Source organism: Bradyrhizobium sp. Rc2d, assembly GCF_900099855.1.
Lineage (GTDB): Bacteria > Pseudomonadota > Alphaproteobacteria > Rhizobiales > Xanthobacteraceae > Bradyrhizobium.
This window is the reverse complement of record NZ_FNCU01000001.1, coordinates 846665-872520: the sequence shown is the minus strand read 5'-3', so window position 1 is coordinate 872520 and position 25856 is coordinate 846665. Positions and strand designations below refer to the sequence as shown.

General features: G+C 65.1%; 26 protein-coding genes. 19 read left to right on the top strand and 7 right to left on the bottom strand.

The window, feature by feature from the left end; genetic code table 11:
• Window positions 1-303: 303 nt before the first annotated feature.
• From BLV07_RS04080 to BLV07_RS04040, 9 genes are all read left to right on the top strand, one after another.
• Entirely contained in the window at window positions 304-1086 is a 783-nt protein-coding gene (locus BLV07_RS04080) for a MetQ/NlpA family ABC transporter substrate-binding protein (protein ID WP_091879962.1), read from the top strand.
• A gap of 120 nt (window positions 1087-1206) precedes the next feature.
• Window positions 1207-2241 (top strand): putative FMN-dependent luciferase-like monooxygenase, encoded by a 1035-nt coding sequence (locus tag BLV07_RS04075; RefSeq protein WP_091879959.1) that lies wholly within the window; start codon window positions 1207-1209, stop codon window positions 2239-2241.
• A gap of 38 nt (window positions 2242-2279) precedes the next feature.
• The gene (locus BLV07_RS04070; protein WP_176945341.1) at window positions 2280-2897 is read left to right on the top strand and encodes a CMD domain protein; all 618 of its coding nucleotides are present in this window, start codon (window positions 2280-2282) and stop codon (window positions 2895-2897) included.
• A gap of 12 nt (window positions 2898-2909) precedes the next feature.
• Complete coding sequence (locus BLV07_RS04065) at window positions 2910-3494, top strand: alkylhydroperoxidase domain protein (protein WP_091879953.1); 585 nt, start codon at window positions 2910-2912, stop codon at window positions 3492-3494.
• A 62-nt stretch (window positions 3495-3556) separates the two neighbouring features.
• Complete coding sequence (locus BLV07_RS04060; RefSeq protein WP_091880390.1) at window positions 3557-4714, top strand: ABC transporter substrate-binding protein; 1158 nt, start codon at window positions 3557-3559, stop codon at window positions 4712-4714.
• Window positions 4715-4767: 53 nt separating this feature from the next.
• Entirely contained in the window at window positions 4768-6591 is a 1824-nt protein-coding gene (locus BLV07_RS04055) for an ABC transporter permease (RefSeq protein ID WP_091879950.1), read from the top strand.
• Window positions 6591-7439: an ABC transporter ATP-binding protein gene (locus tag BLV07_RS04050; protein WP_176945328.1), complete on the top strand. Its 849-nt coding sequence runs from the start codon at window positions 6591-6593 to the stop codon at window positions 7437-7439. Before BLV07_RS04055 ends, BLV07_RS04050 begins: the two co-directional genes overlap by 1 nt.
• On the top strand, window positions 7436-8176 hold the full coding sequence (locus BLV07_RS04045; protein WP_091879944.1) for an ABC transporter ATP-binding protein: 741 nt from the start codon (window positions 7436-7438) through the stop codon (window positions 8174-8176). Before BLV07_RS04050 ends, BLV07_RS04045 begins: the two co-directional genes overlap by 4 nt.
• A gap of 185 nt (window positions 8177-8361) precedes the next feature.
• Window positions 8362-9438 carry a HoxN/HupN/NixA family nickel/cobalt transporter gene (locus BLV07_RS04040; RefSeq protein ID WP_091879942.1) on the top strand — a complete coding sequence of 359 codons (1077 nt, stop codon included), beginning with the start codon at window positions 8362-8364 and terminating at the stop codon, window positions 9436-9438.
• Window positions 9439-9466: 28 nt separating this feature from the next.
• On the opposite strand, the gene BLV07_RS04035 is transcribed toward BLV07_RS04040, so the two are convergent.
• The 7 genes from BLV07_RS04035 to BLV07_RS04000 all read right to left on the bottom strand — a co-directional run bounded on the left by BLV07_RS04035 (window position 9467) and on the right by BLV07_RS04000 (window position 18938).
• A complete protein-coding gene (locus BLV07_RS04035; RefSeq protein ID WP_091879938.1) occupies window positions 9467-10978 on the bottom strand; it encodes a helicase HerA domain-containing protein in 1512 nt (503 codons plus the stop codon).
• A gap of 104 nt (window positions 10979-11082) precedes the next feature.
• Window positions 11083-11901 carry a YkgJ family cysteine cluster protein gene (locus BLV07_RS04030; protein ID WP_091879935.1) on the bottom strand — a complete coding sequence of 273 codons (819 nt, stop codon included), beginning with the start codon at window positions 11899-11901 and terminating at the stop codon, window positions 11083-11085.
• Between the two features lie 587 nt (window positions 11902-12488).
• A complete protein-coding gene (locus tag BLV07_RS04025) occupies window positions 12489-13553 on the bottom strand; it encodes a ketopantoate reductase family protein (protein WP_091879932.1) in 1065 nt (354 codons plus the stop codon).
• A 1022-nt stretch (window positions 13554-14575) separates the two neighbouring features.
• Window positions 14576-15211, bottom strand: coding sequence for a MarR family winged helix-turn-helix transcriptional regulator (locus tag BLV07_RS04015; protein ID WP_091879929.1), 636 nt, complete (start codon window positions 15209-15211; stop codon window positions 14576-14578).
• A gap of 844 nt (window positions 15212-16055) precedes the next feature.
• The gene (gene fliI, locus BLV07_RS04010; RefSeq protein ID WP_091879926.1) at window positions 16056-17381 is read right to left on the bottom strand and encodes a flagellar protein export ATPase FliI; all 1326 of its coding nucleotides are present in this window, start codon (window positions 17379-17381) and stop codon (window positions 16056-16058) included.
• A 36-nt stretch (window positions 17382-17417) separates the two neighbouring features.
• On the bottom strand, window positions 17418-18146 hold the full coding sequence (gene flgF, locus BLV07_RS04005) for a flagellar basal-body rod protein FlgF (RefSeq protein WP_091879923.1): 729 nt from the start codon (window positions 18144-18146) through the stop codon (window positions 17418-17420).
• Window positions 18147-18149: 3 nt separating this feature from the next.
• Window positions 18150-18938, bottom strand: coding sequence for a DUF1217 domain-containing protein (locus BLV07_RS04000; protein WP_091880387.1), 789 nt, complete (start codon window positions 18936-18938; stop codon window positions 18150-18152).
• A 142-nt stretch (window positions 18939-19080) separates the two neighbouring features.
• On the opposite strand from BLV07_RS04000, the gene motA reads away from it, so the two are divergent.
• The 10 genes from motA (at window position 19081) to flgG (ending at window position 25848) form a co-directional block, all read left to right on the top strand.
• The gene (gene motA, locus BLV07_RS03995; RefSeq protein WP_176945327.1) at window positions 19081-19977 is read left to right on the top strand and encodes a flagellar motor stator protein MotA; all 897 of its coding nucleotides are present in this window, start codon (window positions 19081-19083) and stop codon (window positions 19975-19977) included.
• Window positions 19974-20915 (top strand): flagellar motor switch protein FliM, encoded by a 942-nt coding sequence (locus BLV07_RS03990; RefSeq protein ID WP_091879920.1) that lies wholly within the window; start codon window positions 19974-19976, stop codon window positions 20913-20915. The genes motA and BLV07_RS03990 overlap by 4 nt, the downstream gene beginning before the upstream one ends.
• Window positions 20896-21210 (top strand): hypothetical protein, encoded by a 315-nt coding sequence (locus BLV07_RS03985; RefSeq protein ID WP_091879917.1) that lies wholly within the window; start codon window positions 20896-20898, stop codon window positions 21208-21210. Before BLV07_RS03990 ends, BLV07_RS03985 begins: the two co-directional genes overlap by 20 nt.
• Window positions 21211-21286: 76 nt before the next feature.
• Window positions 21287-21676: a flagellar motor switch protein FliN gene (gene fliN, locus BLV07_RS03980; RefSeq protein WP_091879914.1), complete on the top strand. Its 390-nt coding sequence runs from the start codon at window positions 21287-21289 to the stop codon at window positions 21674-21676.
• Between the two features lie 2 nt (window positions 21677-21678).
• The gene (locus BLV07_RS03975; protein ID WP_091879912.1) at window positions 21679-22719 is read left to right on the top strand and encodes a flagellar motor switch protein FliG; all 1041 of its coding nucleotides are present in this window, start codon (window positions 21679-21681) and stop codon (window positions 22717-22719) included.
• Between the two features lie 13 nt (window positions 22720-22732).
• The gene (flhB, locus tag BLV07_RS03970; RefSeq protein WP_091879909.1) at window positions 22733-23818 is read left to right on the top strand and encodes a flagellar biosynthesis protein FlhB; all 1086 of its coding nucleotides are present in this window, start codon (window positions 22733-22735) and stop codon (window positions 23816-23818) included.
• Window positions 23819-23882: 64 nt separating this feature from the next.
• Window positions 23883-24284 (top strand): flagellar basal body rod protein FlgB, encoded by a 402-nt coding sequence (gene flgB, locus BLV07_RS03965; protein ID WP_091879906.1) that lies wholly within the window; start codon window positions 23883-23885, stop codon window positions 24282-24284.
• A gap of 11 nt (window positions 24285-24295) precedes the next feature.
• A complete protein-coding gene (flgC, locus tag BLV07_RS03960; RefSeq protein ID WP_060735083.1) occupies window positions 24296-24712 on the top strand; it encodes a flagellar basal body rod protein FlgC in 417 nt (138 codons plus the stop codon).
• A 2-nt stretch (window positions 24713-24714) separates the two neighbouring features.
• Entirely contained in the window at window positions 24715-25041 is a 327-nt protein-coding gene (gene fliE / locus BLV07_RS03955) for a flagellar hook-basal body complex protein FliE (protein WP_091879903.1), read from the top strand.
• A gap of 18 nt (window positions 25042-25059) precedes the next feature.
• On the top strand, window positions 25060-25848 hold the full coding sequence (gene flgG, locus BLV07_RS03950; RefSeq protein ID WP_091880382.1) for a flagellar basal-body rod protein FlgG: 789 nt from the start codon (window positions 25060-25062) through the stop codon (window positions 25846-25848).
• The last annotated feature ends 8 nt before the right edge of the window (window positions 25849-25856 follow it).

Genomic DNA, 25856 nt, shown 5'->3' with positions numbered 1-25856 from the left:
GGCGCATCAAGTTTCGTGATGTTGCCCCAGCCGGAGATTCATTGCAGCCGCCAGGAAATTGCCACACATGACCCCTCGGAGCGCTGGCCTTAGCGGATGCTGACAGCGCCAATCGCCAGCACCGTGACGCGCCGCACACCCTGCGGAAGGCGCCGTCGCCGCCGTGATTTCGTTTCCTGTTTGGTGCCGAATGGAGAAAGTGCGCCCGCCACCGCCTGCCAATATGGATTTCAATTTCATTGATTTCGCGCGGCAGAGAAGCGAATACGGTTCCATCATTGCCGAAGACCTACGGAGACCAAGATGTCGTTTCGCCTTCCCCTGATCCTCGCGACCGTGCTCGCTGCCTGGTCGGCCGCAGCCACCGCCGAGACCATCAAGATCGGCGTGACGCCGGGACCGCACGCGCAGATCCTGGAAGCGGTGAAGCCGATCGCCGCCAAGCAGGGCCTCGACATCCAGCTGATCGAGTTCTCCGACTATGTCGTGCCGAACGCGGCGCTCGATGCCGGCGAGATCCAGGCCAATTCATTCCAGAACCAGCCTTACCTGGACAACCAGAAGGCCGACCGCGGCTACAAGATCGAGGCCGTCGCGCTCACCGTGAACTTCCCGATCGGCGTGTATTCGAAGAAGCACAAGGCCTTCGCCGATATTCCCGAGGGCGGCAAGGTCTCGATTCCGAACGATCCAACCAACGGTGGTCGCGTGCTGCTGCTGCTGCGCGACAAGGGCGTGATCAAGCTGAAGGAGGGCACCGGCTTCAAGCCGACGGTGCTCGATATCACCGAGAATCCCAAGAAGCTGAAATTCATCGAGGTCGATGCGGCGCAGGCGCCGCGCGCGCTCGACGATGTCGACGCTGCCGCGATCAACACCAATTATGCAACTCAGGCGGGACTCGATCCCGTCAAGGATCCGATCCTGCGCGAGGACCCGAAGGGGCCCTATGTCAACCTGATCGCCGTTCGCAGCGCGGACAAGGACAAGCCCTGGGTCAAGACCCTCGTCGACAGCTACCACACGCCCGAGGTCAAGGAGTTCGTCCTGACCAAGTTCAAGGGCGCGGTGCTGCCGAGCTGGTAGGCAGTCTGCCCGGGCTTCAGCGCAGGGGCGATGCCGACGGGCAGCCCTGCGCAATGCCCGCTTGTCTGGAGCTGCGGCAACCGACATCATCGGGGCCCATCCTCGCCCGGCAGGGGTCGTATGAAACGCTTTGCAAACCTGAAACGACTGGGATTTTTCACGCGGCTGCTCGACGAGGCTCCCCCAGCCGAGCGATATCGCTTCGCGGCCGAGCAGATCGTGCGCGCGGAAAAGGCGGGGCTCGATTCCGCCTGGATCGCGCAGCACCATTTCCACGAGCGCGAAGGCGGCTTGCCGTCGCCCTTCGCCTTCCTCGGCTACGTCGCCGCGCAGACCTCGCGCATCCGGCTCGGCACCGGCATCGTTACCTTGCCGCTCGAGAGTGCCGTGAGAGTGGCGGAGGATGCCGCGGTGCTCGATCTGCTCTGCAATGGCCGTTTCGAGCTCGGCGTCGGCACCGGCGGCAACCCGTCGGCGTTCGCCGCCTTCGGTCTCGATAGTGCGCAGCGCAACGAGATCTTTGCCCGCAATCTCGACCTCGTCCGCATCGCGCTGGCCGGCAAGCCGCTTGATGGTGGCGACACGCTCTATCCGCAGCGGCCGCAATTGTGCGAGCGGATCTGGCAGGCGACATTCTCGGTCGCGGGCGGTGCCCGGGCCGGCAAGGCCGGCGATGGCTTGTTGCTGTCGCGCACCCAGCCGCGGGCCAAGGAGGCGCCGCGTGCAACACTGGCCGAGATCCAGAATCCGATCATCGACGCCTATCTGGACGCGCTTCCACGGGGACGCGAGCCGCGCATCATGGCCTCGCGCAGCGTCTTCGTCGCCGACGACCGGGCTGAGGCGATGCGCCTTGCCGACATCGGGCTGCGGCGCGCGCTGCCGCAATTCCTCAAGGGCGGCCACGCCAGGCCCGGCGAGACGCTGGAGGAGATGATCACCGCGTTCGACACCCATGTCGGCGCGGCCGACGACGTCATCGCTTCGCTCCGCACCGATGCCACGTTGGAACGGGTGACCGATCTGGTGTTCCAGGCGCATTCGGTCGATGCGCCGCATCCCTATATCCTGCGTTCGATCGAGCTGGTCGCGGACAAGGTCGCGCCGGCGCTGGGTTGGACTCGGACGGCGCCTGGTGTGGCATTGGCAGGCTAACCCGGAACCGACAGGATGGCGTTGCACGAGGCTGAATGATGGCAACAAAAGATATCATCGACACGCTTGCCGGGATCGAACCGGGATCGGCCCTGGATGCCATCCGCGCACGCCGCCTTCAGGCGCGCGAGAACGCCCAGAAGAGCTATCTTTCACTGTTCGAGCCGATCGACGTCAGTGAGTTCTCGCTTGTGGAGCGCGCGGCGGTCGCGGCCTTCGTGACCGGGCTCCATGGCGAGTCTCCCGTCGCGGCCTTCTACCGCGAGAAGCTTGCAGCGAATGTGGATGGAGCGGCGCTTCTCGCGGCGATCCAGGTCGAGATCGAGCGCGGCCAGACCTCTGGCCCGTACGGCGCCTTTCCGGCCGGCCCGTTGTCGATCGAGAACAAGGCCGGCCTGATCTATCGCGTGAGCGCGGAGCGTAAGCCCGATCTCGGCGCCCGGCTTGTTGCGGCGCTCGAGCATGCGCATCTCCTAGTGTTCCGGCCCCGCGATGCCGCCTCCGCCGACATGAAGGCGCTGCTCGCCGCCGGCTGGTCGAGCACCGGCATCGTCACTTTCTCCCAGCTCGTTGCGTTCCTGTCGTTCCAGGTGCGCGTCGTCACTGGCCTGCGCGTGCTCGGCGCCTCACCCGGGCGCACCGCGGCCGGCGCGTAAGGAGATCGCATCATGAGCGCTGCAAACAAAGTCAATCCGCCCGTCGTCTTCACCCAGGACGAGCTCGGCTGGGTGTCGTGGATCGATCCGCTGCCCGAGGCCGAATTGACCGAGCGTCATTTCGCCGGCCTCGTCGATCGCGCCCGCGCCAAGTCGGAATATTTCCGCCTCCTGGTGCGCGATCCCGAGGTGCTGGAAGCCCGCACCAAGACCGACAAGGACATCTTCTACAGCGTCGCCGACGGCCTGCCGCGCGCGGAGCGCGAGCTCGCGGCGGCCGCGACCTCGCGCTACAACGGCTGCATCTATTGTGCCTCCGTGCATGCGCGCTTCGCCAGCACCTATTCCAAGCGCCGCGACGACGTGCAGCGTCTGCTTGACGAGGGCGTCAAGGCTGATCTCGGCGAGCGCTGGAATGCCGTCGTCAAGGCGTCGGTGGCGCTGGCCGCAACGCCGATCGCGTTCGGCCCCGATAATGTCGAGGAGCTGCGCCGCGCCGGTCTCGATGATGCCGAGATCGTCGACGTCATCAACGGCGCGTCGTTCTTCAACTGGGCCAACCGACTGATGCTGTCGCTGGGTGAGCCCTCGAAATAGGCTGGGTTCACTGGCACAGAAATTGCCGCTTGTTCGTAACACCTGAATGGATGGAGCCGTGCATGAGCAACATCGATCGTCGGTCCCTGGTCAAGGGCTCGCTCGCCACCATGATGGCGGGAGCCGCCTTCTCGCGCGCGGCCTTCGCGCAATCCTCCGAGCCGATCCTGCTCGGCGTCAGCGGTCCCTTGACCGGCCCGAACGCGCAATATGGCGCGCAGTGGAAGCAGGGCTTTGATCTCGCGCTCGACGAGATCATGGCTGCCGGCGGCATCAACGGCCGCAAGCTCGCCTACCAATTCGAGGACAGCCAGAGCGATCCGCGCCAGTCGGTGGCGATCGCCCAGAAATTCGTCTCCGATCCCCGCATCGTCATGGAGCTCGGCGACTTCTCGAGTCCCGCCTCGATGGCGGCCTCGCCGATCTATCAGCGCGGCGGCCTCGTTCAGTTCGGCTTCACCAATTCGCATCCCGATTTCACCAAAGGCGGCGACTTCATGTGGAGCACGTCCGTGAGCCAGGCCGACGAGCAGCCATTGCTGGCGTCCTACGCCGTCAGGCGCCTCGGCCTGAAGAAGCTCGCGGTGCTGCACCTCAACACCGATTGGGGCCGCACCAGCCGCGACCATTTCGTCAAGGCGGCCAAGGAATACGGCGCCGAAATCGCGGTGACCGAAGGCTACATCGCGGAGGAGCGCGATTTTCGCTCCACCCTGGTGCGCGTGCGCGACGCCAATCCCGACGGGTTGATCCTGATCTCCTATTATTCCGATGGCGCGCTGATCGCCCGCCAAGCGCGCCAGGTCGGCCTGAAGCAGACCATCTGCGCGGCAAGCTCGGTCTACTCGCCGAAATTCCTGGAGCTCGGCGGCGAGGCGGTCGAGGACGTCCATCTCGGCACGCGCTATTTTCCCGAAGACCCGCGGCCCGAGGTGAAGAAATTCATCGCGGGCTTCAAGACGAAATATGGTGGGCAGGAGCCCGACGCCTTCAACGCCTATTCGTACGACGCGATGAACATGGCCGCTGCCGTCCTCAAGATCGGCGGCACCGACCGCCGCGCCATCCGCGATGCCTTCGCCAAGGTGAAGGACGTCTCCAGCGTCATCTTCGGTTCGGCGACGTTCGACGTCGCGAGCCGCCGCGTCAAGGGCGCCATGAACGCCGAGCTCGTCGTGCGCAAGGGTCAGTTTGCGCTCTGGGACGGCAAGCCGACCTGACACGATGGCCGGAGCATCCGCTCCGGCCGCTTCTCTCAACTTGGGACCATCGCGTGGCTTCCTGGCTCGACTACACGATCAACGGACTGATCGTCGGCAATGTCTATGCCCTCGTTGCGGTCGGGCTCGCGCTGATCTTCGGCGTCAGCCGGCTGATCAACTTTGCCCAAGGCTCGATCTATCTCGTCGGCGCCTATATCGGTTGGGTCGCGGTGGTGCAGCTGCATACACCGCTGCCGCTCACCATCATCGTGGTCGCGGTTGCTGCCGCGATCGTCGGGTTGATCATCGAGCGGTTCGGCCTCCGTCCGCTGCAGAATTCGGTGCGTATCGCGCCGCTCTTGGCGACGATCGGCATCAGTTTCGTGCTCGATCAGCTGGTGATGCTGACGTTCTCGCCCAATCCGCGCGCGCTGCCGAGCCAGTTGCCGGACGTCCGCTTCCAGGTCGGGAACGGCACGATCGGGCCGCTTGATCTGCTCATCGCCGGCGTCGGCATCACCAGCGCGCTGCTGCTGTTCGTGTTCCTGCGCTACACCAAGCTCGGCTGGGCGGTGCGCGCCACCGCGCAGGACCGCGACGCCGCGATGCAGATGGGCGTCGACGTCAACCGCGTCAATCAGGCCGTGTTCGGCATTGCGGCCGCGCTCGGCGGCGTCTCCGGCATGCTGGTCGGCATGTACTACAACCAGATCGACACCGCGATGAGCCTTCAGGCGACGCTCAAGGGCGTCGTCGCGGAAGTCGTCGGCGGCGCCGGCAACGTGCCGGGCGCGGTGGTCGGCAGCCTGCTGCTCGGATTGGTCGAGAGCTACGGCGTCGCCGCGTTCGGCACCAGCTACCGCAATCTGTTCGCCTTCCTGCTCTTGGTCGCCGTGCTCGTGCTGCGCCCGAACGGCCTGTTCGCCAGCGCCCGGCAGGCGCCGCCGGAGCCGCTCACCGGCACCTTCATCGCGCCGAGCCGCCCGGTGCGCATTCCGCGCTGGGCGTTGCTGGTTGCAGTCGGTGGGTTCGCGATCCTGCCGCTGTTTCCGGTGTCTTTCTACGTGCTCCAGACCCTGATCAACGCCTGGCTGCTCGGCATGCTCGCGCTCAGCCTCACGCTGGTTGCGGGCACGGTGGGCCAGGTCTCGCTCGGCCATGCCGCGCTGCTCGCGATCGGCGCCTACACCGCCGCGCTGCTGTCGCTGGCGTTCTCCGTTCCGGTCGGCCTCGCCATCATCGGCGGCGGCCTGATGAGCGCCGCGCTCGGCACGCTCCTGATCTCGCCGTCGTTCCGTTTGCGCGGGCATTACGTGTCGATCGCAACGCTTGCCATCGGCGAGATCGTGTCGCTGGTGATCCTGAACTGGGAGAGCGTCACGCGTGGCCCGATCGGCATCTCCGGCATCCCGCCGCTGTCGCTGTTCGGCTACGACCTGATCAGCCCGGCGTCGGTCTACTGGTTCAGCCTTGCGGTGATGGTCGTGCTGGCGCTGCTTCAAGGGCGGTTGCTTGCCTCGCATCTCGGCCGCAGCTTTCGTGCCATCCGCGACGACGACATCGCCGCGCGCGCCTATGGCCTCAGCCTGAACCGCTACAAATCGCTGGCCTTCATCTTCGGCGGCTTCGCCGCCGGCGTCAGCGGCGGCATCGCCGCGCATCTTTATTCCTACATCAACCACGAGACCTTCAATACGCAGCAGTCGATCCTGGCGCTGACCGTCGTCATCCTCGGCGGCCTCGGCAACGTCGTCGGCGCGATTCTCGGATCGGTGGCGCTGGTCGGCCTGCCTGAGATGTTCCGGATCGCGGCGGAGTATCGCATCCTGATCTACGGCATCGTGCTCTTGCTGCTCGTGCGGTTCAGGCCGCAGGGCCTGTTGGGGACGATCTGATGTCCGAGCAGCACATCCCCATGTTGTCCCTGCGCGGGCTGACGCGCCGCTTCGGCGGTCTCACCGCGGTCGATGCCATCGATCTCGATCTCGCCAGGGGCGAACTGATCAGCATCATCGGCCCGAACGGCGCCGGCAAGACGACGCTGTTCAATCTCGTGACCGGTCTCGACCGGCCCGATGCCGGCACTGTCCGCTTCGCAGGGCAGGACATCACGGGTCTCTCGCCGGAACGGCTGGCCGCCGCAGGTATCGCGCGCACCTTCCAGCTCGGCCGCGTCTTCGGCAATCTCAGCGTCATGGACAACGTCCTGATCGGTGCCCACACGCGGTTGCGCGCGGTGAAGCCGGTCGTGCCGGTGATCGGTCCGCTGCTGGAATTGGGGCTGGCGCTGGTGCGTCCCGCCAGCGTCAAGACGGAGGAGGAGCGGCTGCGCGAGGAGGTGAAATCGATCCTCGCTCGCTTCGGCGAGCGGCTGCTGCCGCGGATCGACCAGCCCGCCTATAGCCTCTCCTACGCCAACCGCCGCCGCGTCGAGATTGCACGTGCGCTGGCGCTGAAGCCGCGCCTGCTGCTGCTGGACGAGCCGACCGCCGGCATGAACCCGACCGAGACCGCGGAGATGCAGGCTCTCGTCGCCGAGCTGAAGGCGGAGGGGCTGACCATCCTCCTGATCGAGCACAAGCTGGAAATGGTGATGCGCCTGTCCGACCGCGTCATCGTCATGGACGAGGGCAAGAAGATCGCAGAAGGGCCGGGCGAAGTGGTGCGGAGCGATCCCAAGGTGATCGAGGCCTATCTCGGCCACGGCCTCTCCGCAACGGCGGAGCAGGAGAGTGCGGCATGACGAACCTTTCTCCCGCACCGCTGCTGGCGCTGTCTGATGTCAACACCTTCTATGGCCAGGCCCAGGTGCATTTCGACCTGTCGATATCGGTCGCACGCGGCCACATCGTCTGCCTGCTCGGCGGCAATGCCAGCGGCAAGTCGACGACCATGAAGATCATCCTTGGCCTGGTGAAACCACGCTCGGGCGAGGTGACCTTCGACGGCGCCTCGCTGATCGGGCTGACCACGCCGCAGATCGTCCGCCGCGGCATCGCCTCGGTGCCGGAGGCGCGGCGGCTGTTCGCGGACATGAGCGTCCGCGAGAACATCCTGATGGGCGCCTTCGTGCGCAACGATCGCGAGACGATCGCCCAGGATCTCGACAGGATGCTCACGCTGTTCCCAAAGCTCGGCCAGCGGCTGTCGCAGCGCGCCGGCTCGCTCTCCGGCGGCGAGCAGCAGATGGTGGCGATGGCGCGCGCGCTGATGAGCCGTCCCCGCATGATCGTGATGGACGAGCCGACCATGGGCCTGTCGCCGCTTTATGTCGATCGCGTGCTCGAGTTGATCCGCACCATCAATCAGGACGACGTCTCGGTGTTCATGGTCGAGCAGAATGCCAGCCTCGCGCTCGAGATCGCGCATGAAGCCTATGTGCTCCAGACCGGCAAGATCGTGCTCTCCGGCCCGGCGCGGACACTGAAAGACGATCCCCGCATCCGCGACGCCTATCTCGGCGGCTCCGAGGCTGCGTAGTAATTCGAGCGCGCCGTCGTCTCCCCATCGTCATGGCCGGGCTCGTCCCGGCCATCCACGTCTTGCGGCACGAAGAACGTGGATGCCCGGGACAAGCCCGGGCATGACGACTTTCTCCGGGGCTAGTCAGTGTGATGATTCTATGAAAAAATCATACCGCTGGGTGCGACGGGGCGTGCAACGGAATGATTGTGGTGACGAGATGGTCTTTACGGGCGGTCGAGCCCGGAGCGGCGCTGTTGTTCGGCGCGCTCATCGCCGCCAACATCGCCGCCTGGGCGTGGGCCTTCGCGCGGTTCGGTGACCGGCCGACGGTGATGGCGACCGCGCTGCTGGCCTGGGTCTTCGGCCTCCGCCACGCCGTCGATGCCGACCACATCGCCGCCATCGACAACGTCGTGCGCAAGCTGATGCAGGCGGGCGGCGCGCCGCGCAGCGTCGGCCTCTATTTCGCGCTCGGCCATTCCACTGTCGTGGTGGTCGCGACCATGCTGCTCGCGCTCGGCGTCGTGAGTCTTGGCGGCGACAGCCTGCTCAAGGAGATCGGCGGGCTGATCGGCACATCGGTCTCGGCGCTGTTCCTGCTCGTGATCGCGGCCATCAACCTCGCCATCTTCGCCGGCCTGTGGCGGACGTTTCGCGCGGCGCGAGAGCAGGGCGTTCACGACGCCGCAGGCCTCGATGCGCTGCTCGCCAATCGCGGCGTCCTGGCGGGCCTGCTCGGGCCGATGTTCCGCCTGGTGACGAAGCCGGGGCATATGTATCCGCTCGGCTTCCTGTTCGGGCTTGGTTTCGATACTGCGACCGAGATCGGCCTGCTCAGCATCTCCGCCAGCGAAGCCGCGCGGGGTTCGTCGCTCGCCGATGTTCTGGTCTTTCCGGCGCTGTTTGCATCAGGCATGGCGCTCGTCGATACCGCCGACTCCGCGTTGATGGTGAGCGCCTATCGCTGGGCCTTCGTCGATCCCCTGCGAAAACTCTGGTACAACCTCACGATCACCGGGGCTTCGGTCGCAGTGGCGCTCTTCATCGGCGGCATCGAGGCGCTCGGCCTGATCAGCGATCGGCTCGATCTCTCCGGCGGCCCGTGGGCGGTGGTCGACGGCCTTAACGAATCGCTGGCGAATGTCGGCTTCGTCGTGATCGCGCTGTTCGCGATCACCTGGCTCGTCTCGGTCGTACTCTATCGCCGCATGTTCTCGGATGACGCGCGACGCTCGCCGGATGCGGCCCGCGGCTTCGATGCGACCGAGGCGGCGTAAGTGAGGAGACGCCCCTGAATCCGCCGGCTCAGAGCGCGGCCGCGCTTTGCGCGGGCTCCGCCGGCAAATCATCGCCATTGGGATCGCCCGGCGCCGTCGCCCAGGCCAGCTCCACCAGCGTCACGATCCGGCGGCCGCCGCCGTCGAGCTGGCAGACGATCAGGCCCTGCTCCTCCATATAGCTGAGCAGGCGCTGCGCGCGGCGCAGCGAGTGCGAGCCATAGGCGCGGGCGATCGCGGCATCGCCGGGACACGGCCAGCCCTCCTTCGCCGCGCGCGCGATCATCATGAACACGCCCTGCATGTCGTCGGGCAGGATCGAGGCGCGCAGCGACACATCCTGCCAGGCGTCGTCGTCGGCGAGGTCAGTGCCGAGCCCGGCCCGCGCATGCGTCAGCATGCGGCGGAATTCGTTGAGATCAGGCACGGCCGCGCCGAGCCCCTCGATGCGGCAGCGGACCACGAACTCCTGATAGAGCACGCCGATGGCGCGGAAGCCGGCGTCGGGCTCCGCGAGCACGGCACGAAGGGTACGATCCACGCGCTCGCGCCGCTCCGCGAGCTCTTCGGCGCTGACCGGCAGCTCAATCGGTTCCGCGCGCGCTTCCGGTGCAGCCGCCTTTGCGGCGCGCAGCTGCTCGAGCAGATCCGGCGCGGGTCGGCGTTGCGGGCGGCTGGCATCGGGCGGCGGCGCCGCCAGGATCACGGCGCGCGCATCTTCCAGCGTCGCTTCCGGCAGCGGCATCAGCCGCGGCGTGGAATTGCGCGGGCTCGTGTCGGTCGGGCCGATGTTCAAACGCAGGGGACGCCGCGACAGCGCCGGTCCCAGCGCCATGAATTGGCCACGCTCGAGATCGCGAAAAGCTTCGGCCTGCCGCCGCTCCATGCCGAGCAGGTCGGCGGCGCGCGCCATGTCGATGTCGAGGAAGGTCCGGCCCATCAGGAAGTTGGAGGCTTCCGCTGCGACGTTCTTGGCGAGCTTGGCCAGACGCTGGGTCGCGATGATGCCGGCGAGCCCGCGCTTGCGGCCGCGGCACATCAGATTGGTCATGGCGCCGAGCGACAGTTTTCGCGCCTCGTCCGAGACTTCGCCCGCCACCGCCGGCGCAAACAGCTGCGCCTCGTCGACGACCACCAGCATCGGGTACCAATGATCGCGGTCCACGTCGAACATCCCGCCGAGGAACGCCGCGGCGCGCCGCATCTGGTTCTCGGCGTCGAGCCCTTCGAGATTGAGCACGGTGGAGACGCGATGCAGCCGCGCGCGCTCGCCGGCGACCTGAAGGCCGCGCTCGGTGTGATCCTCGGCCTCGATCACCAGATGGCCGAAGCGCTCGGCCAGCGTGACGAAGTCGCCTTCGGGGTCGATGATGGCCTGCTGCACCCAGGGCGCGCTCTGTTCCAGGAGCCGCCGCAGCAGATGCGATTTGCCGGAGCCCGAATTGCCCTGAACCAGGAGGCGGGTCGCCAGCAGTTCCTCGAGGTCCATGGCCGCCGCGGCACCCGCCGTGGTCTGCCCCATCTCGATCGCAACCGTCATGTCCCCGACTCAAGTCCCGTCATTCGCGGACAGGGGCTTATCAACCCGGCCGGGGCGCGTCGAGCGCTACCGCGCGAATCAGGCCGTGTTGCCCACGGCGGAGTTCAGGCGTGATGCGACAACCGTAGAAGCGCGGGCCGATAGGGCGGTTGCGGATCGTCGTCCTCGATCTCGGGGATGGCGCAGGATCCGAATTCCTGCCTGATCCGTTCGATCTCGGCGATGCGCTCATGCAGCCGCTGCAAATGCTCGGGCGACGTCGCCCGCCAGAACCGGAAGGTGTCGGCGGTGAGCGGCAGGAATGCGGTGCCGAACAGCGTCGGATCGGGAACGACGGTGTGTCCCAGTAGCAGGAACCGCTCGGTGCCGGACACGACAAGGGTCGCATAGCCGCGGTTTCCGATCCGCCTGATCCCATTCAGCGACCATTCGGCAAGCTTGCTGAAATACGGCTCCTCGCGCCAGCGGTCGGGACAATCATCGTCGACCGTGACGTTGACGGCGTCCTGGCTGAAATGCACCACGATGCCCGACTTCGCCGGAAACCAGTCGTCGTCGAGATGGCCCTGCAGCCAGGCACAGACGAACGACCGGCACATCTGCGGGCGGCGATCGTAGATGGTGCATCCCATGCCGGCCTGCCAATGTTTGCAGAGCTGGTTCACCGGCTTGTCGAGGCCGGCCACTTCGAGGATATCGCAGCAGGCGTTGCATGAGCCGCATTGCCGGACCGGGCGGGCCGCCTTCGGCAGGCCGGTCGCACGAAAACCCTGGCCGTCGCGCACCAGCAGCTTCTGCTTCTCCAGTGCGGTCAACGCGCGCTCGATCTTGAGACGGGACAGTCCGGTGGCGTCGATCACGCTCTTCATCGTCGTCGCGCCTGCCTCGACCGCGCGGACGACGCTCAGCATCGCCTGATCCATTGTTGTTGTTCTTGTTCTCTCGGCCGTGCATTGCGATTTCGCCGGAACAACCGACCCGGCAAAACAGGTCATAGACACCTGACCTAAAAAGATATGTTGCTCACCTCTCTGCCGGCTGGGCAAGAAGCCGGACCCGTTCTGCGCGCATGCAACGTTTGCGCGAATGAAGGGCCTGAACGTGAGGGGAGCCCATTCGCGTCGAATCGGCTCGCTTTGCTTGCGTAGCGCCGGGATATGACGGGCGGCATGCCGTCGTCTCACGCAGTCGTGATATCAGCGGACCGCGCGTGGGCGCGATGCGAGGGCGACCCGATCGCGTGACCAACGGGGCGCGACGACTGTCGTTGAGTTTGCGCCACACCGGGAACAGTGCCGTACGCCGGACCTGCAGTGAGCGCTGGTTCAGATCGTCACAGCGGCGCGGCGTGGGTGACGTTGGGCGCAACGCTTGGCCGCGGCGTCTGCCAGCTCGGGCTGCCCGACATGGTCACGCGCACCGGCGCGGTCACGCCGGTCGCCATGACCGGCGTGATCCGGATTCAATCGCTCTGGAATGCGCGAGGGCCGACGTCGCTGGAAACGGCGCGCTACTGCGCGCCCGATCCGCCCTGCACGATCTTCTCGTTCAGCTTCTGGTCCACGGTGTCGACGGTGCGGTCGATCTCGGCATTGGGCACGCCGAGCTGATGCGAGATCAGCTTCACCAGCAAGTCGACGCGCTCGATGAAGGGCGCGCCGCTCGCGACCGCGCGGGCGGCCGACGACGGCTTGAGCAGGCTTTCAGCGGCCTTGGCATATTTCGCGAACGGCACCTGGTCCTGCGGGTCGGCGCCGAGGCGGCGGGCGATGGCATCGACATGGTCGTAGATCGTCTGCGAGCGCGTGAGGTCGCCGTGCACGGCGTCGCGGATCGACTGCGGCTCATTCGGCGTGATGCAGCGGTAATTGCCGGTCAGCAGCATCGACCATTTCGCCAGCGGCACGAATAACGAGTCGAACACCTTCAGCTTCACCGGCACGTCGTGGCCGTCGAGTGTCACCGCGTCGATGTCGGCTTCGAGCTCGCGCAGCAGCTTGTTGTGCTTCTCGTCTGCGAACACCGATGCCTTGAAGTTCGTGGGCAGGCCGACATGGAGCACGTTCGCCGCCTCTTCCGGCGGACGGAACGCCTGCGGGTCGGGCGAGCACAGCGTCACCAGCCCTGGCTCGAATCGCTCCCACACCTGCGCATTGGTGTAGGCCTCCTCGAGATCCATGTCCGCGAGCGCCGGAATCCGCTTCAGATAGGGTAGCGGCGGCATGTTCATGATCGACAGGCACGGCAGCTTCGCCGCGGCGATCTTGACCATGAGAACGCGCACGGTGTGGTTGGTGTATTGCGGCTCCTGCATCGCGAGCCCGACCAGATCGTAACGGGAGAGGTCGACATTGGCCGGTGTCACGGCGTCGAGCTTGCCGGGCAGGTCGCGCGAGAAGATCGCCCGGTGCACCGCCTCGTCGCGCAACTTGATGCGCACCTCGGTACCGTCCCGGTTGATCAGCTCCGCGGTCTTGGCGCGGCAGACCAGGGTCACGTTGTGGCCTGCCATCAGCAGCTTCGTGCCCAGCAGGGAGCCGTAAGAAGCTCCGAGAATCAATATGTTGCGCGCCATGCTCCGTCCCTTTGACAATGTGTGTGATTTTTGAGCCCCGGCCGTCACCGCGGGTGAGTTGCCGGCATCTAAAGCGAACTGCGCGGGGATGGCAACTGGGATAATGCATACAAGGAAGTGCCGATACCCCATCCCATCCGCGCCTGTGTCGCCTCCCCGTCAATCCCATCGTGCGAAAATATTCCACTTTACCGAAATTCGGATTTGTCGTATGTGTCGCTCATCCCGGCTCACCCTTGAGGGGCGATCATATGTCGTGATGATCGCAGAGCCGGGGAGCGGTGGACGCGGCAGCGTCGGGCGCGAGAGCTGCGGGCAGGGCGGATTGCTCTCCGTGAGCCCTAAGGCTTCGCGCGGACGGACGGCGCTGTCAGGTTCGTCGCGCCAGCATTTCGATGGCAACGTGCACAACGCCGTCGAACCCTGTGGCGCAGGCGAACCGCGCGTACGGCAAAACCGTGTGGTCCTGACCGTCGTTGCTACGGTCAAGCCCTGGCGGATGCGGCATTGGCGTCAACCGGCGCGGGTGCCGTGACTTCTACGAGGGCGAGGGAGGCCAGAAGGAATTCGGCTCCCGGGAGAGCGCGGCATAAGCCGTCCAACCACTGCGCAGGGAAGGCCGTGTGTTGGGCTTCACCTGTATGCTGCTGTGCGGTCTTCTCTGCGTGTGCGTTTCGCGCAGCGGACCGCGGGTGCCGCCGGCACCCGGCCTTCCCTGCGCCCTCTTGGCTTTGGAGGGTGGAGCGACGCAGCAAAACTCGGGCGAAATGCGCCGCGAGAACGGGAAGGTGTGTTTGCAACGCAGATGCGAATTGGAGAGCGACGCCATTGCCCCTTGCTCCGTCATTGCGAGGAGCCCTTGCGACGAAGCAATCCAGAATCCCGCCTCGGAAAGATTCTGGATTGCTTCGCGGAGCCTGTCATCGGGCCGCGCTTCGCGCGGACCCGGCGGCTCACAATGACGATGTGGAGAGAGTATACGCGCGCATTACGCTCTCGCGGGGCGGCCCATCGCGCTGCGCTCACCCCTGGCTCGCCACCCGCGCGCGGTCGAGATGTGCCTCGATCTTCGGGCGGTCGCGGGTGCGCTCGAAACTGGTGCAGAGCAGCTCGGTCTCCTCGAGCGAAACAGGGGCGCGATACAGCCGGCACATGAACTCGGCGGTCGCGCGTCCCTTGCCGGTCCCCGGGCCGCGTTCGGCAAGAAACATGCAGTCCCGGCAGATGCTGGCGTCGAGGCGCTGATGGGCTGCATCGAGATGATTGAGGATCTCCCGCAGCGAGTCACGCAGTCTGATGCACTCGTCAGTGCCGAGCGAGGTGACTGCGTTCAGCACGTGATTGATCGGGTCGTGCTGGCTCAGGCATTTCTCGCCTTGCGCGGTGACGTGAAGCACGACCGAACGCTTGTCCTCGTGCGATGGCTTTCGCACCAGGAAGGACTTGCCCTCGAGCGTCTTCACGATCTGCGATGCCGTGGCCCTGGTGGCGCCGATAAAGCCGGCAAGTGCGGACGGCGTGCGCGAGAACCTGTTGGCGCGGCCGAGAAAGCGCAGCGCCATCCATTCGCGATCGCGCAATCCATGCTGATTGCCTTCGAAATACCAAGCCCGCGCCGCCTGAACCAGCAGCTCGACGGCTTCTCGCGCCAATGGCATGAATCTACCTCGTCCCCGGAACTTCGTGTGTGGCGTTCCGAAGCCGCCTCGCGCCCTGGCTTGCGAATCCGTCGTGAGGCGTCAGACCGCTGGAGGTGCCCGACGAGCACGTCGTGTCCAACTCTCGCGCGAAGGCACGGACTGCAACGCGCCCGACCCGGACCGATGGGCGTCGCGTCGTTCGAAGCGCAAGCCTGCGTCGCTGCGGGCATACCAATAGCGTCGTCGTCGCACGGGAGCCCGAGTTGCCGTCGCCAGCAGACGATGGATCGGAGTAGTTCAACCGAGGCCCCTAAAGTTCAAGTCGCAAGCAGACGTTTCTTGTATCCATCGAAACGATGAATGAGCTTCTCAACAAAATCAAGTACAGACGCTCTCCAAGACTGGATGTCGTTGCAGGCGAATGTAACGTTCAAGACAATCTCGCTCGTCGGGACACATGATAGTGAACGCAATACGCTGCCCGATGAGCAGCATGCACGCAACTATACGTCGGTTTGTGCACGCCACGTTGCTGTCTGTCGTTGATGCAAGTTGATCGAAGCTTGTGCATGACGACGATGTGCGTCGGCATGTCATCCACAACTTGTACGATCCGTCGGGGAATCACTTGAGGGAACTCACAGGAATTGCACGCGGCGGTTGTTGCGGTCGCGGTCGCAGAAATGGCCCGTTCGTCGCTTCCGCTCGATTCCTCTCGTCCGATCGACTGACGTTCCCGCGACGGAAGTCGGTCATGGCTGCGCGTGCGCATGCGCTGGAAGCGTGGCCGCATGCGCAATCGGCTGTCGAAAACAACGGGCAGGGCACGACGGCGTCGCGCGCCATCTCACCGCGCAACCTGCTACTCGCCCCTGAGCATGTCCCGGAGTTCGCGGAATGGATCGGCGCTCGGTGGGGCCGACGCGTCCTGCCGCATCGCGCTGTAGATTCTCGGAACCATGTCGACCGCCTGGTCGAGACCCGAATCACGCCCCGACTGATATCCGCCCATCAGGCGAAGGTCGCGCGTGTCCTCGTACTTGGCGATCATGGCGCGCAGCTTGCTCACCAATTCGCGCTCTTCGGGGTCCCAGACGTTATGGGCGAGGCGGGAGACCGAGGCCAGAACGTCCACGGCCGGATAGCGCGCCTGGTCGGCGATGTGCCTGGAGAGCACGATGTGCCCATCGAGCGTGCTCCGGATGGTGTCGGCGATCGGCTCGTTGTGATCGTCGCCGTCGACCAGCACGGAGAAAATTCCAGTGATCGTGCCAGATCCCTCCTCGCCGGGGCCGGCGCGCTCCAGAAGCCGCGGCAGATCGGTGAAGACCGTCGGCGCGTAGCCGCGCGCGACCGCGGGCTCGCCTGCAGCGAGTGCAACCTCGCGGGCGGCATGAGCGAAGCGGGTGATCGAATCGACCATCAGCAGCACCGATTCGCCGCGGTCGCGGAAATATTCGGCGACCGCCATCGCCGTCTTCGGCGCCAGCCGCCGCATCATCGGGCTCTCGTCTCCCGTCGACACGATTGTGACGGCGCGGTGACGGTCGGTGCCCAGCACGTCCTCGATGAACTCGCGCACCTCGCGGCCGCGCTCGCCGACCAGCGCCAGCACGACCGTGTCAAAAGCCTGGCTGCGGGCGAGCATCGCCAGCAGCGTCGATTTGCCGACGCCGGAGCCGGCAAAGATGCCGACGCGCTGGCCGGCGCAGATCGGCGAGAACAGGTCGATGACGCGCACGCCGGTGCGCAGCGGCTTGTGCACGCGTGCGCGCTTCATGGCCGAAGGTGCCTCGGCTTCCGCCGAGACCGCACGCGATCCCGGCGTGAGGGGCCCCTGGCCATCCAGCGGCGCGCCGAGCGCATTGATGACGCGGCCCTTCCAGCTCGGATCGGGCGCAAAGGACAGCGGCGGCATCCGGTATGCGACCGAGCCCAGCCCGCCGGCGAATTGGCGATCGAACGGCTTGGCGATGATGCCCTCGCTGTCGATCCGCACCACTTCGCCGATCTGGGGCCTGCCGGCCGAATTGACGCCGATGAGCTCGCCGAGCCTCACGAAGCGCGACAGGCCGGAGACGCGGAAATGCGTCGGCGCGATCTCGGAGATCGCGCCGCTGACGCTTGCCAGGGGCGTGCTCTGCTGAAGCTCCAGCAGCGCCCACTCGAGTTGCCGAAGAGCGTTCAAGGAAACCGTCCAACCTCATTGCGCGCGAGGCGCAGCCTATTTGCCGGGTTCGCCCAGCGTCCGGATTGCATTTTGGAGCGAGCTCTCGGTGCCCTCGATCATCGAATTGGTGCCGTCGAAGGCGCGCGAGGCCGCGATCAGCTTGGTCAATTCCATCATCGGATTGGCGCCGGAGCCTTCGACGTAGCCTTGCTTGAAGCCGTCGCGGGAGAAATCGGCGATCGCGGTCGCGGGACGATCGGGCGTGACGCCGGAATTGCCGTAGCGCTCGAGATTGGCGTCAGCGGGAATGTTGAACAGGCCGATGGTGCCGATCTCGTTGTTGTCCTGGGTGATGGCGCCGCTGCGCGCGATCGAGATCGGTCCGCCGTTGGGATCGAGCGTGATCTGCGCGCCGCCGGAATCGATCACGGGAAAGCCGGACACGGTCTGAAGGTCGCCGTTGGGGGCGATCTGGAGGCGGCCGTCACGGGTATAGACCGTGCCGTTCGGACCGGCGAAGGCGATCCAGCCCTGTCCGACCACGGCGACGTCGAGCGGGTTGCCGCTCTCGGTGATGTTGCCCATCTCGCGGGAGATGATGTTGTCGCCGGGCGAGGAGAAGGCGACCGGGTTCGCGCCCGCCTTGGACAGCACGGTCTCGAACTTCACCACGTCGGTGCGGAACGCCGCCGTGTTGACGTTGGCGACGTTGTTGGCGATCGTCTGAAGGCGCTTTTCAAGGGCGACCTGCGCCGACAATCCCACATAGAGGGCCGATTGCATGACTTACTTTCCGAAGCGGATGGACTGAAGTTTCGAGAGCATGTCGGTATCCATGCTGGCCATCGACGACGCGCCGCCGATCAGGACCAGCGCGGGGTTGGTCGAGTTGTCGCTCTGGGCCTGGGCCGCATCCCACATCGCGGCAAAGCGCTGCACGAATTTAGTGACCTTGGCCGGGTCCTGGAAATCGGTGAGCTTGATCTTGTCCGTGATCATCTTGGCCTGGGCGTCGATGTCGGCCGAGCTGATCGTCGACGGCAGGCCGAGCGCGGTCTGAACCACCTGCGTCAGCGCCTTGTCGGCGAGGATCTGGTAGGCCGTGGTGACGGTGGAGGCCTTGCGGGTGAAATACAGCGCCAGCCGCAGGCCCTCGTTCTGGTCGCCGGCCTTCTGCTCCATCGTCTGCCTGACATATTGGGTCGCCGTCCCGGTCGTGGCTTGGGTGGTCTGGGTGGCGTTGCTGCCGAGGGCGGCGAAGTTGAACGCCGTGGCGAATTCACGATAGCGGACGTCGGTGAGCTTGTTGGCGAAGGTGTTCTTGTTGGCGACACCTTCGGTCAGCACCTTGCGCATGAACGCCTTGGCATAGGTCATGTCGCTGAGGCCATAGGCCTTCATCGCATAGGAGTAGAGCCGGTAGTCCTTCAGGAAATCGTCGATGGTCTTCACGTTGCCGATATGGCTGAGGAAATAATCGGTCTCGCGGCTGACGTCCGGCTGTTTCGCGACCTGTGTCAGCGACTTGCCCATGTCCTTGGTCAGTCTGGTGTAATCCGCGATGGTGGATAGCATGACACGCGTCCCTCTGGCCGCTCTTGCGAGATCGTCTCAAGCTGCCGCGAATTGCTTGCGCGGGGCTGGCGGTTGCGAAGCCAGCTTCGCGCAAGCGTCGCCGACTAGATATTCCCGCTGGGATCGGCGATGGAGCGGCGCGTTGGGCAGTTTCGTGGGGATTTTCATCACGGTGGCGGCACTGCTCGGCGGATTTGCCGCCATGGGCGGGCATCTGGCCGTGCTCATGCAGCCGTGGGAGTTCGTGATCATCATGGGCACCGCCGTCGGCACCTTCATCGTGGCCAATCCGTGGAAGACGGTCGTGGACACCGGCGTTGCCTGCATGCAGGCCATCACCGGCGCTGTGCCCGGTGAGCGCTATTATCTCGATCTGCTCGGCGCGCTCCATGCCCTGATGCGCGAGCTGCGGGGCAAGGGCCGCAACGAGGTCGAGGCGCACATCGATGATCCCTCCTCCTCGGAGATCTTCAAGGCGTTTCCGAGCGTGCTCTCCGACTCCGCACTGCTCCAGTTCATCTGCGACTATGTCCGCCTCATCATCATGGGGAATGCGCGCACGCACGAGATCGAGGCGCTGATGGACGAGGAGATACACACCATCGTGAAGAGCAAGCTGACGCCGTACCATGCGCTGGTGGTGGTGTCCGAGGCGCTGCCGGCGCTTGGCATCGTCGCCGCGGTGCTCGGCGTTATCAAGGCCATGGGGGCGCTCGACCAGTCGCCGAAGTTGCTGGGCGGCTTCATCGGCGCGGCCCTCGTCGGCACCTTCGCCGGCATCTTCCTGTCCTACGGCATCATTTCGCCCTTCGCGCTGAAGATCAAGATGACGCGCGAGAAGAAGTGCCGGCCCTACATCATCGTCAAGCAGACGCTGCTGGCATTCATGAACGGCGCCATGCCGCAGATCGCCGTCGAGCACGGCCGCAAGATGATCGCCAGCACCGAACGGCCGTCGATCGACGTCGTCGAGAACGAGACGATTGCAGGTCCCAAGGCCGTCGTCACCGAGGCTGAACCGAAGGCTGCCCGCGCATGATGATGGAAGACGTCGACGTCGATCAGCGCAAGCAGCTGCCGAACTACCTGCTGGACGCCGCCGGCATATCGATCGAACGCATGCCGATGCTCAATGTGATCTTCGATCGCATGGCTGCATCGTGCACCGACAGCCTGCAGCCGATGGCCGGAACGCCGTGCTATTTCTCGGTCAACGGCATCACCAATGACCGCGTCGGCGACATCATCAAGGACTATGAGGCCAACGCGGTCGCGGCGGTGCTCTATGCCGAGCAGTGGGACTCCCGTGTCATCATCATGCTCGACCGCGATTTCGTGTTCACCATGGTCGAGGCGATGTTCGGCTCCGACGGCGCCGAACCGCCGCTCGACGTTGAGCGCGCGTTCTCGAACATCGAAATCCGCCTGGTCCAGGCGCTGTTCGAGCGGTTCGCCAAGGCGCTGCAATCCGCCTTTGCCGGCACCTCGAACGTCACCTTCCGCGTGGAGCGGGTGGAGACCGCCATGGCCTCGCTGGCGATCGGACGCAGCGGCAACATGTCGATCTGCGCGAACATCATGTTGCAGGCGCTCTATCGCGGCGGCCAGATGTTCCTCATCATTCCGCACTCCGCGCTCAACCCGCTCAGGCAGAAGCTCGCGCACGTCGTCGTCAGCGACGGCCGCGCGGCCGATCCGCGCTGGCGCGAGCAGATGGAGAGCGAGGTTCACCGCACCGAGGTGACGCTGAGCGCGGTGCTCGACGAGAAGATGATATCACTCGGCGACGTCGTGAAGTTCCAGGTCGGGCAGGTGCTCGAGCTCGAAGCCACGCCGCGCACGCTCGCCCGGCTCGAAAGCAACAACCAGGTGCTGTTCTGGTGTCAGATCGGCCAGCTTGATGGCTATTACGCCATGCAGGTGGCAGATCCCGTCGATCAGAAACGGGAGTTCGTCGATGATATCCTATCTCGTTGATGCCGTGTTGCTGATTGCGCTCGCCTTCACCAGCATGCGGGTGACCCGGATGCACCGTGAACTGGCGCGACTGCGCAGCTACCAGGGTGAATTCTCGACCATCGTCCACGAGACGGCGGGCGCCTTCGACACGGTCATCAACGCGGCGCACGATTCCACCGCAAATCTCGGACGGCTCGCCAACGTGCTGAGCACGAAGATCGATCAGGCCCACGAAGCGATCGCGGCGCTCGATGCAAGGACCGGGCTCGCGCCCGTCGCGACTGCAGGCGGTGCCGACGTGAACAAGCATTGAAGCCGAAGCCGGCGAAAACGATACGGTCGGAGCGCGGCGGTGCTCCGGGAGCGGAAATACCAAGAGGCGATACCAAATGGCGCAATCCTTTGACTATGAGTCTGCCACTCGCGCATCGGCATCCGACGAGGGGCACACCGACGCATCTCCACTGGAGCGGCTGGCGGAGATTGCCGCGCGCACGGCGGAGGAGACCGGCAAGTTCGCCAATGTCGATGCCATCCTGCGCATTCCCGTCACCATGCAGGTGGTGCTGGGATCGGCGACCATTCCGGTGGCGAACCTGATGAAGCTCGGGCGCGGCGCCGTGGTGCCGCTCGATCATCGGGTCGGCGAACCTGTCGATGTCGTCGTCAACGGCCGCATCGTCGCCCGCGGCGAGGTGGTCGTGGTCGAAGAAGACAATTCCCGCTTCGGCGTCTCGCTGACGGAGATCGTCGGTCCGCTGGGGCAGGGTGATACCTGACCATGGCGGCACAGGTCGGCATCGCTCCCGTCAAGCAGCGAGGCGTCGCCACGCTGGGCGGAACGGAAAAGGTCGCGGCGCTCCTCCTGGCCATGGGCCGGCAGGCGGCCGCGAGCGTGCTTCAGCAGTTCGAGCCGCAGGAGATCCGCATCGTCACCAAGGCCGCGGCGGAGCTGCGGCCGATCACGGCGCAGGAGCTGGAGGGAATCGTCGAGGAGTTCGCCCAGCAATTCTCGATGGGCGCCAACATCCTCGGCACGCTCGGCGGCCTGGAGGCCGTGCTCGGCGACGTGCTGCCGGCCGACCAGGTCTCGCAGATCATGTCGGACCTGCTCGGCAATTCGAGCCGGTCGGTCTGGGATCGCGTCTCCTCGGTGTCGGAGAACTCGCTCGCGAGCTATCTCTCCAAGGAGCACCCGCAGACCGCGGCGCTCATCCTGTCCAAGGTCAAGCCGGCCTGTGCCGCCAAGGTCATGAGCCAGCTGCCATCCAGCCTGCGCAACGAGCTGATGCGGCGCGTGCTGAGCCTCAAGCCGATCGTCGACGACGCCATGCGCATCATCGAGAAGACGCTGCACGAGGACCTGACGCTCAACTTCGCCCGCAATCTCGGCGCCGACACCTACGCCCGCGTCGCCGACATCATCAACAAGATGGAGCGCGGCCATATCGAGGACATGCTGAAGAGCTTGTCGGAGAAGCGGCCGAAGTCGGCCGAAGTGCTGAAGGAGCTGCTGTTCACGTTCGACGACGTCATCAACCTGACGCCGAAGGCGCGCACCATGATCTTCGACCAGGTGCCGACCGATCGCATCGTCGTCGCGCTGAAGGGGACCGACAAGAGCTTCCGCGAGCTGATCCTGTCCTCGGTCGCCTCGCGCGTCCGCCGCGTCGTCGAACACGAGCTCGCCATCGGCGAGCCGTCGAACCAGCGCGATGTGCTCGAGGCGCGCCGCGTGATCACCGATCTCGCGCTGGAGCTCGCGGAGAAGGGTGAAATCGAGCTCAACCCCGAGCAGGAGGATGAGCTGGTCTTCCGCTGACCGCTGAACGGGCATGGCAGAAACATCCGATCAGGAGAGCAAGACAGAAGAGCCGACCGAGAAGAAAGTCCGAGATGCGCTCGAACAGGGCAAAATCCCGGTCTCCCGGGAGGCGTCCATCTTCGCCTCGATGGCTGCGCTGATGGTGATCCAGGCCTTCCTGATCGGCCAGGGCGTGCAGCAATTGACGCCGATGCTGAAGAGCTTTCTCGACGATCCCGAGGGCTTTCCCCTCAGCACCGCGGCGGACGCGCAGAACCTGCTCACCGTGGTGGGACTTCATTCGCTGCGATTTCTGGTGCCGCTGGTCGTCATCATGATGGTATTCGGCCTCGCCGCCTCGCTGCTGCAAAATGCGCCGCGCCTGGTGCTGGAGCGCATCAAGCCGGACGTGTCGCGCATCTCCCCGGTCAGCGGCTGGAGCCGGCTGTTCGGCACGCAAGGACTCGTCGAGTTCGCCAAGTCGTTGTTCAAGCTCGCCTCGGTGACCGCCGTCGTCGCCTTCGTGCTGCGCTCGTCCGAGGCGAAGGCGTTCGAGGCGATGTACACCGATCCGGTTGCGCTGCCGGAGATGATCCTCAACATCGCGATGCGGATCGTCTCGGCGATCTGCATCGCCACCATCGTCCTGGTCGCGATCGATCTCGCCTGGTCGCGCTTCCACTGGCGGCGCGAGCTGCGCATGACCAGGCAGGAGATCAAGGACGAGCACAAGCAGGCCGAGGGCGATCCGCTGATCAAGGCGCGCCTGCGCTCGCTGGCGCGCGACCGCTCGCGCCAGCGCATGATCGCATCCGCCGCGCGCGCGACGCTGGTGATCGCGAACCCGACGCATTTCGCAATCGCACTGCGCTATAAGCGCGAGGAGAATGCGGCGCCGCTGGTGGTCGCCAAGGGCATGGACGTGATCGCGCTGAAGATCCGCGAAGTCGCCGAGCAGAATCGGATTCCCGTGATCGAGAACAGGGCGCTGGCGCGCGCGCTCTACGAGGCGGTGCAGGTCGACCAGGTGATTCCGGCGGAATTCTTCCGCCCCGTCGCCGAGATCATCTACTTCCTCCAGTCCAAGCAGGCGGCACGGCCCGAGAAGGTCCAGTAGATTTCCGAGGATGGTGCTTCGCGCAACAGCTTGACGAAAGCTTAACGCCCTAGGGTTCTCCCGAATGGACCAGAACGGGGCTGTCGTGGGACCGCTTTATCTCTTCGAACTCGCATCGTCGCAGGCGCGCTACCTCGAGCTCCGCCAGTCGACCATCGCCACCAACGTCGCCAACGCCAACACGCCGGGCTTCAAGGCGCGCGATGTCGAGCCCTTCAACAAGGTGCTCGACGGCATGCCGGTCAGGCTCGCGACGACGTCGCCCTCGCACATGCAGTTGTCCGCCGCCGAGACCGACACGCGCAAGATCGCCAAGAAGGACAGCTGGGAAGTGGTTCACTCCGGCAATTCGGTCAGTCTCGAGCAGGAAATGATCAAGGGCAACGACGTCAATCGCGACTATTCGATGAACTCGGCGATCGTGCGGTCGTTTCACCGCATGGTCCTGTCGAGTGCGAAGGCCTGAGGTGAATTGATATGCTGGACTCTCTACAGTCGTCATTGACGGTCGCAAGTTCCGGGCTCGAAGCGCAATCGACGCGCATGCGCATCGTCTCGGAGAACCTCGCCAACGCGACGTCGACTGGGCGCACCGCCGGGGCTGATCCGTATCAGCGCAAGACCATCACCTTCGATGCCGCCATGGACCGTGCCTCGGGTGCGCAGCTTGCGAAAGTCAAGGAGATCGGGGTCGACACCACGCCGTACCGCGTCGAGTACGACCCGGGGCATCCCGCCGCCGACAAGGCCGGCTACGTCAAGCTGCCGAACGTCAACATGATGATCGAGATGGCCGACATGCGAGAGGTCAACCGGTCCTATGAAGCCAATCTCCAGGTCGTGAAGCAGGTGAGGTCGATGCTGGGCATGACCATCGACCTCTTGAGGAGCTGATAATGCTTGAGGCAATTTCATCCACGGCGATCTCCGCCGGTCAGGCGGCGAGCCGCGCGACCGAGACGCAGGCCATCTCGCCGGCGGCGACCGCGATCCAGGCCGGTGACGATGTCGGCTTCGAATCGGTGATGAAGCAGGTGACGACGGACGCGATCGGAACGCTGAAGGCGGGCGAAGCGGCGTCGATCTCGGCGATGCAGGGCAAGGAATCGACGCGGCGCGTCGTGGAGGCGCTGATGTCGGCCGAACAGGCCTTGCAGACGGCGGTCGCGGTTCGCGACAAGGTCGTGCAGGCCTACCAAGAAGTCGTTCGGATGTCGATTTGATCTGAAGGAGTGACGATCGTGAAATCGCTCGCCATTGCGGCCACTGGCATGAACGCCCAGCAGACCAACATCGAGGTCATCGCCAACAACATCGCCAACATCAACTCGACGTCGTACAAGCGGGCGCGCGCGGAATTCACCGATCTGTTCTACCAGATGGACCGCATGCAGGGCGTCGCCAATGTCAACGGCTCCTCGCCGATTCCGGAGGGTGCCAATCTCGGCCTCGGCGTCAAGTCGGCGGCGATCCGCAAGCTGCACATCCAGGGCGCGCTGACGCAGACCGGCAACCCCTACGATCTCGCGATCAACGGTCGCGGCTGGTTTCAGGTACTGGGCCCCAACAACGAGGTGCAATACACCCGCGCCGGCTCGTTCAACACCAATGCCAACGGCCAGCTCGTCACGATCGACGGCTATCTGCTGGACCCCGCGATCACGGTGCCGCAGGGAACGGTCGAAGTCACGGTCAACCAGACCGGACAGGTGTTCGCCAAGCTGGACACGGAAATAAATCCGCGGCAGATCGGCCAGCTCAACCTCGCCAATTTCGTCAACGAGGCGGGCCTCGAGCCGCTCGGTAGCAATCTCTATCGCGAGACCACCGCGTCCGGCACGCCGGTCGTCGGGCTGCCGGGCGATTCCGGCTACGGCAAGATCAACCAGAAATATCTCGAAGCCTCCAACGTCGATCCCGTCAAGGAAATCACCGAGTTGATCTCGGCGCAGCGTGCCTACGAAATGAACGCCAAGGTCATCCAGGCCTCGGATGAAATGGCCTCGACTGTCTCGAAGGGCATGCGCTAGTTCGGGTG

Bases quoted from the DNA above. Each gene is read 5' to 3' on its own strand.
- BLV07_RS03990 (WP_091879920.1), top strand. From the start codon at position 19,974: ATGATGATGGAAGACGTCGACGTCGATCAGCGCAAGCAGCTGCCGAAC.
- BLV07_RS04075 (WP_091879959.1), top strand. From the start codon at position 1,207: ATGAAACGCTTTGCAAACCTGAAACGACTGGGATTTTTCACGCGGCTG.
- flgF (WP_091879923.1), bottom strand. From the start codon at position 18,146: ATGCAATCGGCCCTCTATGTGGGATTGTCGGCGCAGGTCGCCCTTGAA.
- BLV07_RS04065 (WP_091879953.1), top strand. From the start codon at position 2,910: ATGAGCGCTGCAAACAAAGTCAATCCGCCCGTCGTCTTCACCCAGGAC.
- fliE (WP_091879903.1), top strand. From the start codon at position 24,715: ATGCTTGAGGCAATTTCATCCACGGCGATCTCCGCCGGTCAGGCGGCG.
- BLV07_RS04015 (WP_091879929.1), bottom strand. From the start codon at position 15,211: ATGCCATTGGCGCGAGAAGCCGTCGAGCTGCTGGTTCAGGCGGCGCGG.
- BLV07_RS04025 (WP_091879932.1), bottom strand. From the start codon at position 13,553: ATGGCGCGCAACATATTGATTCTCGGAGCTTCTTACGGCTCCCTGCTG.
- BLV07_RS04060 (WP_091880390.1), top strand. From the start codon at position 3,557: ATGAGCAACATCGATCGTCGGTCCCTGGTCAAGGGCTCGCTCGCCACC.
- BLV07_RS04035 (WP_091879938.1), bottom strand. From the start codon at position 10,978: ATGACGGTTGCGATCGAGATGGGGCAGACCACGGCGGGTGCCGCGGCG.
- flgC (WP_060735083.1), top strand. From the start codon at position 24,296: ATGCTGGACTCTCTACAGTCGTCATTGACGGTCGCAAGTTCCGGGCTC.
- BLV07_RS04050 (WP_176945328.1), top strand. From the start codon at position 6,591: ATGTCCGAGCAGCACATCCCCATGTTGTCCCTGCGCGGGCTGACGCGC.
- flgB (WP_091879906.1), top strand. From the start codon at position 23,883: ATGGACCAGAACGGGGCTGTCGTGGGACCGCTTTATCTCTTCGAACTC.
- BLV07_RS04080 (WP_091879962.1), top strand. From the start codon at position 304: ATGTCGTTTCGCCTTCCCCTGATCCTCGCGACCGTGCTCGCTGCCTGG.
- BLV07_RS04030 (WP_091879935.1), bottom strand. From the start codon at position 11,901: ATGGATCAGGCGATGCTGAGCGTCGTCCGCGCGGTCGAGGCAGGCGCG.
- BLV07_RS04045 (WP_091879944.1), top strand. From the start codon at position 7,436: ATGACGAACCTTTCTCCCGCACCGCTGCTGGCGCTGTCTGATGTCAAC.
- BLV07_RS04040 (WP_091879942.1), top strand. From the start codon at position 8,362: ATGATTGTGGTGACGAGATGGTCTTTACGGGCGGTCGAGCCCGGAGCG.
- BLV07_RS04070 (WP_176945341.1), top strand. From the start codon at position 2,280: ATGGCAACAAAAGATATCATCGACACGCTTGCCGGGATCGAACCGGGA.
- flhB (WP_091879909.1), top strand. From the start codon at position 22,733: ATGGCAGAAACATCCGATCAGGAGAGCAAGACAGAAGAGCCGACCGAG.
- BLV07_RS03975 (WP_091879912.1), top strand. From the start codon at position 21,679: ATGGCGGCACAGGTCGGCATCGCTCCCGTCAAGCAGCGAGGCGTCGCC.
- BLV07_RS03985 (WP_091879917.1), top strand. From the start codon at position 20,896: ATGATATCCTATCTCGTTGATGCCGTGTTGCTGATTGCGCTCGCCTTC.
- BLV07_RS04000 (WP_091880387.1), bottom strand. From the start codon at position 18,938: ATGCTATCCACCATCGCGGATTACACCAGACTGACCAAGGACATGGGC.
- fliN (WP_091879914.1), top strand. From the start codon at position 21,287: ATGGCGCAATCCTTTGACTATGAGTCTGCCACTCGCGCATCGGCATCC.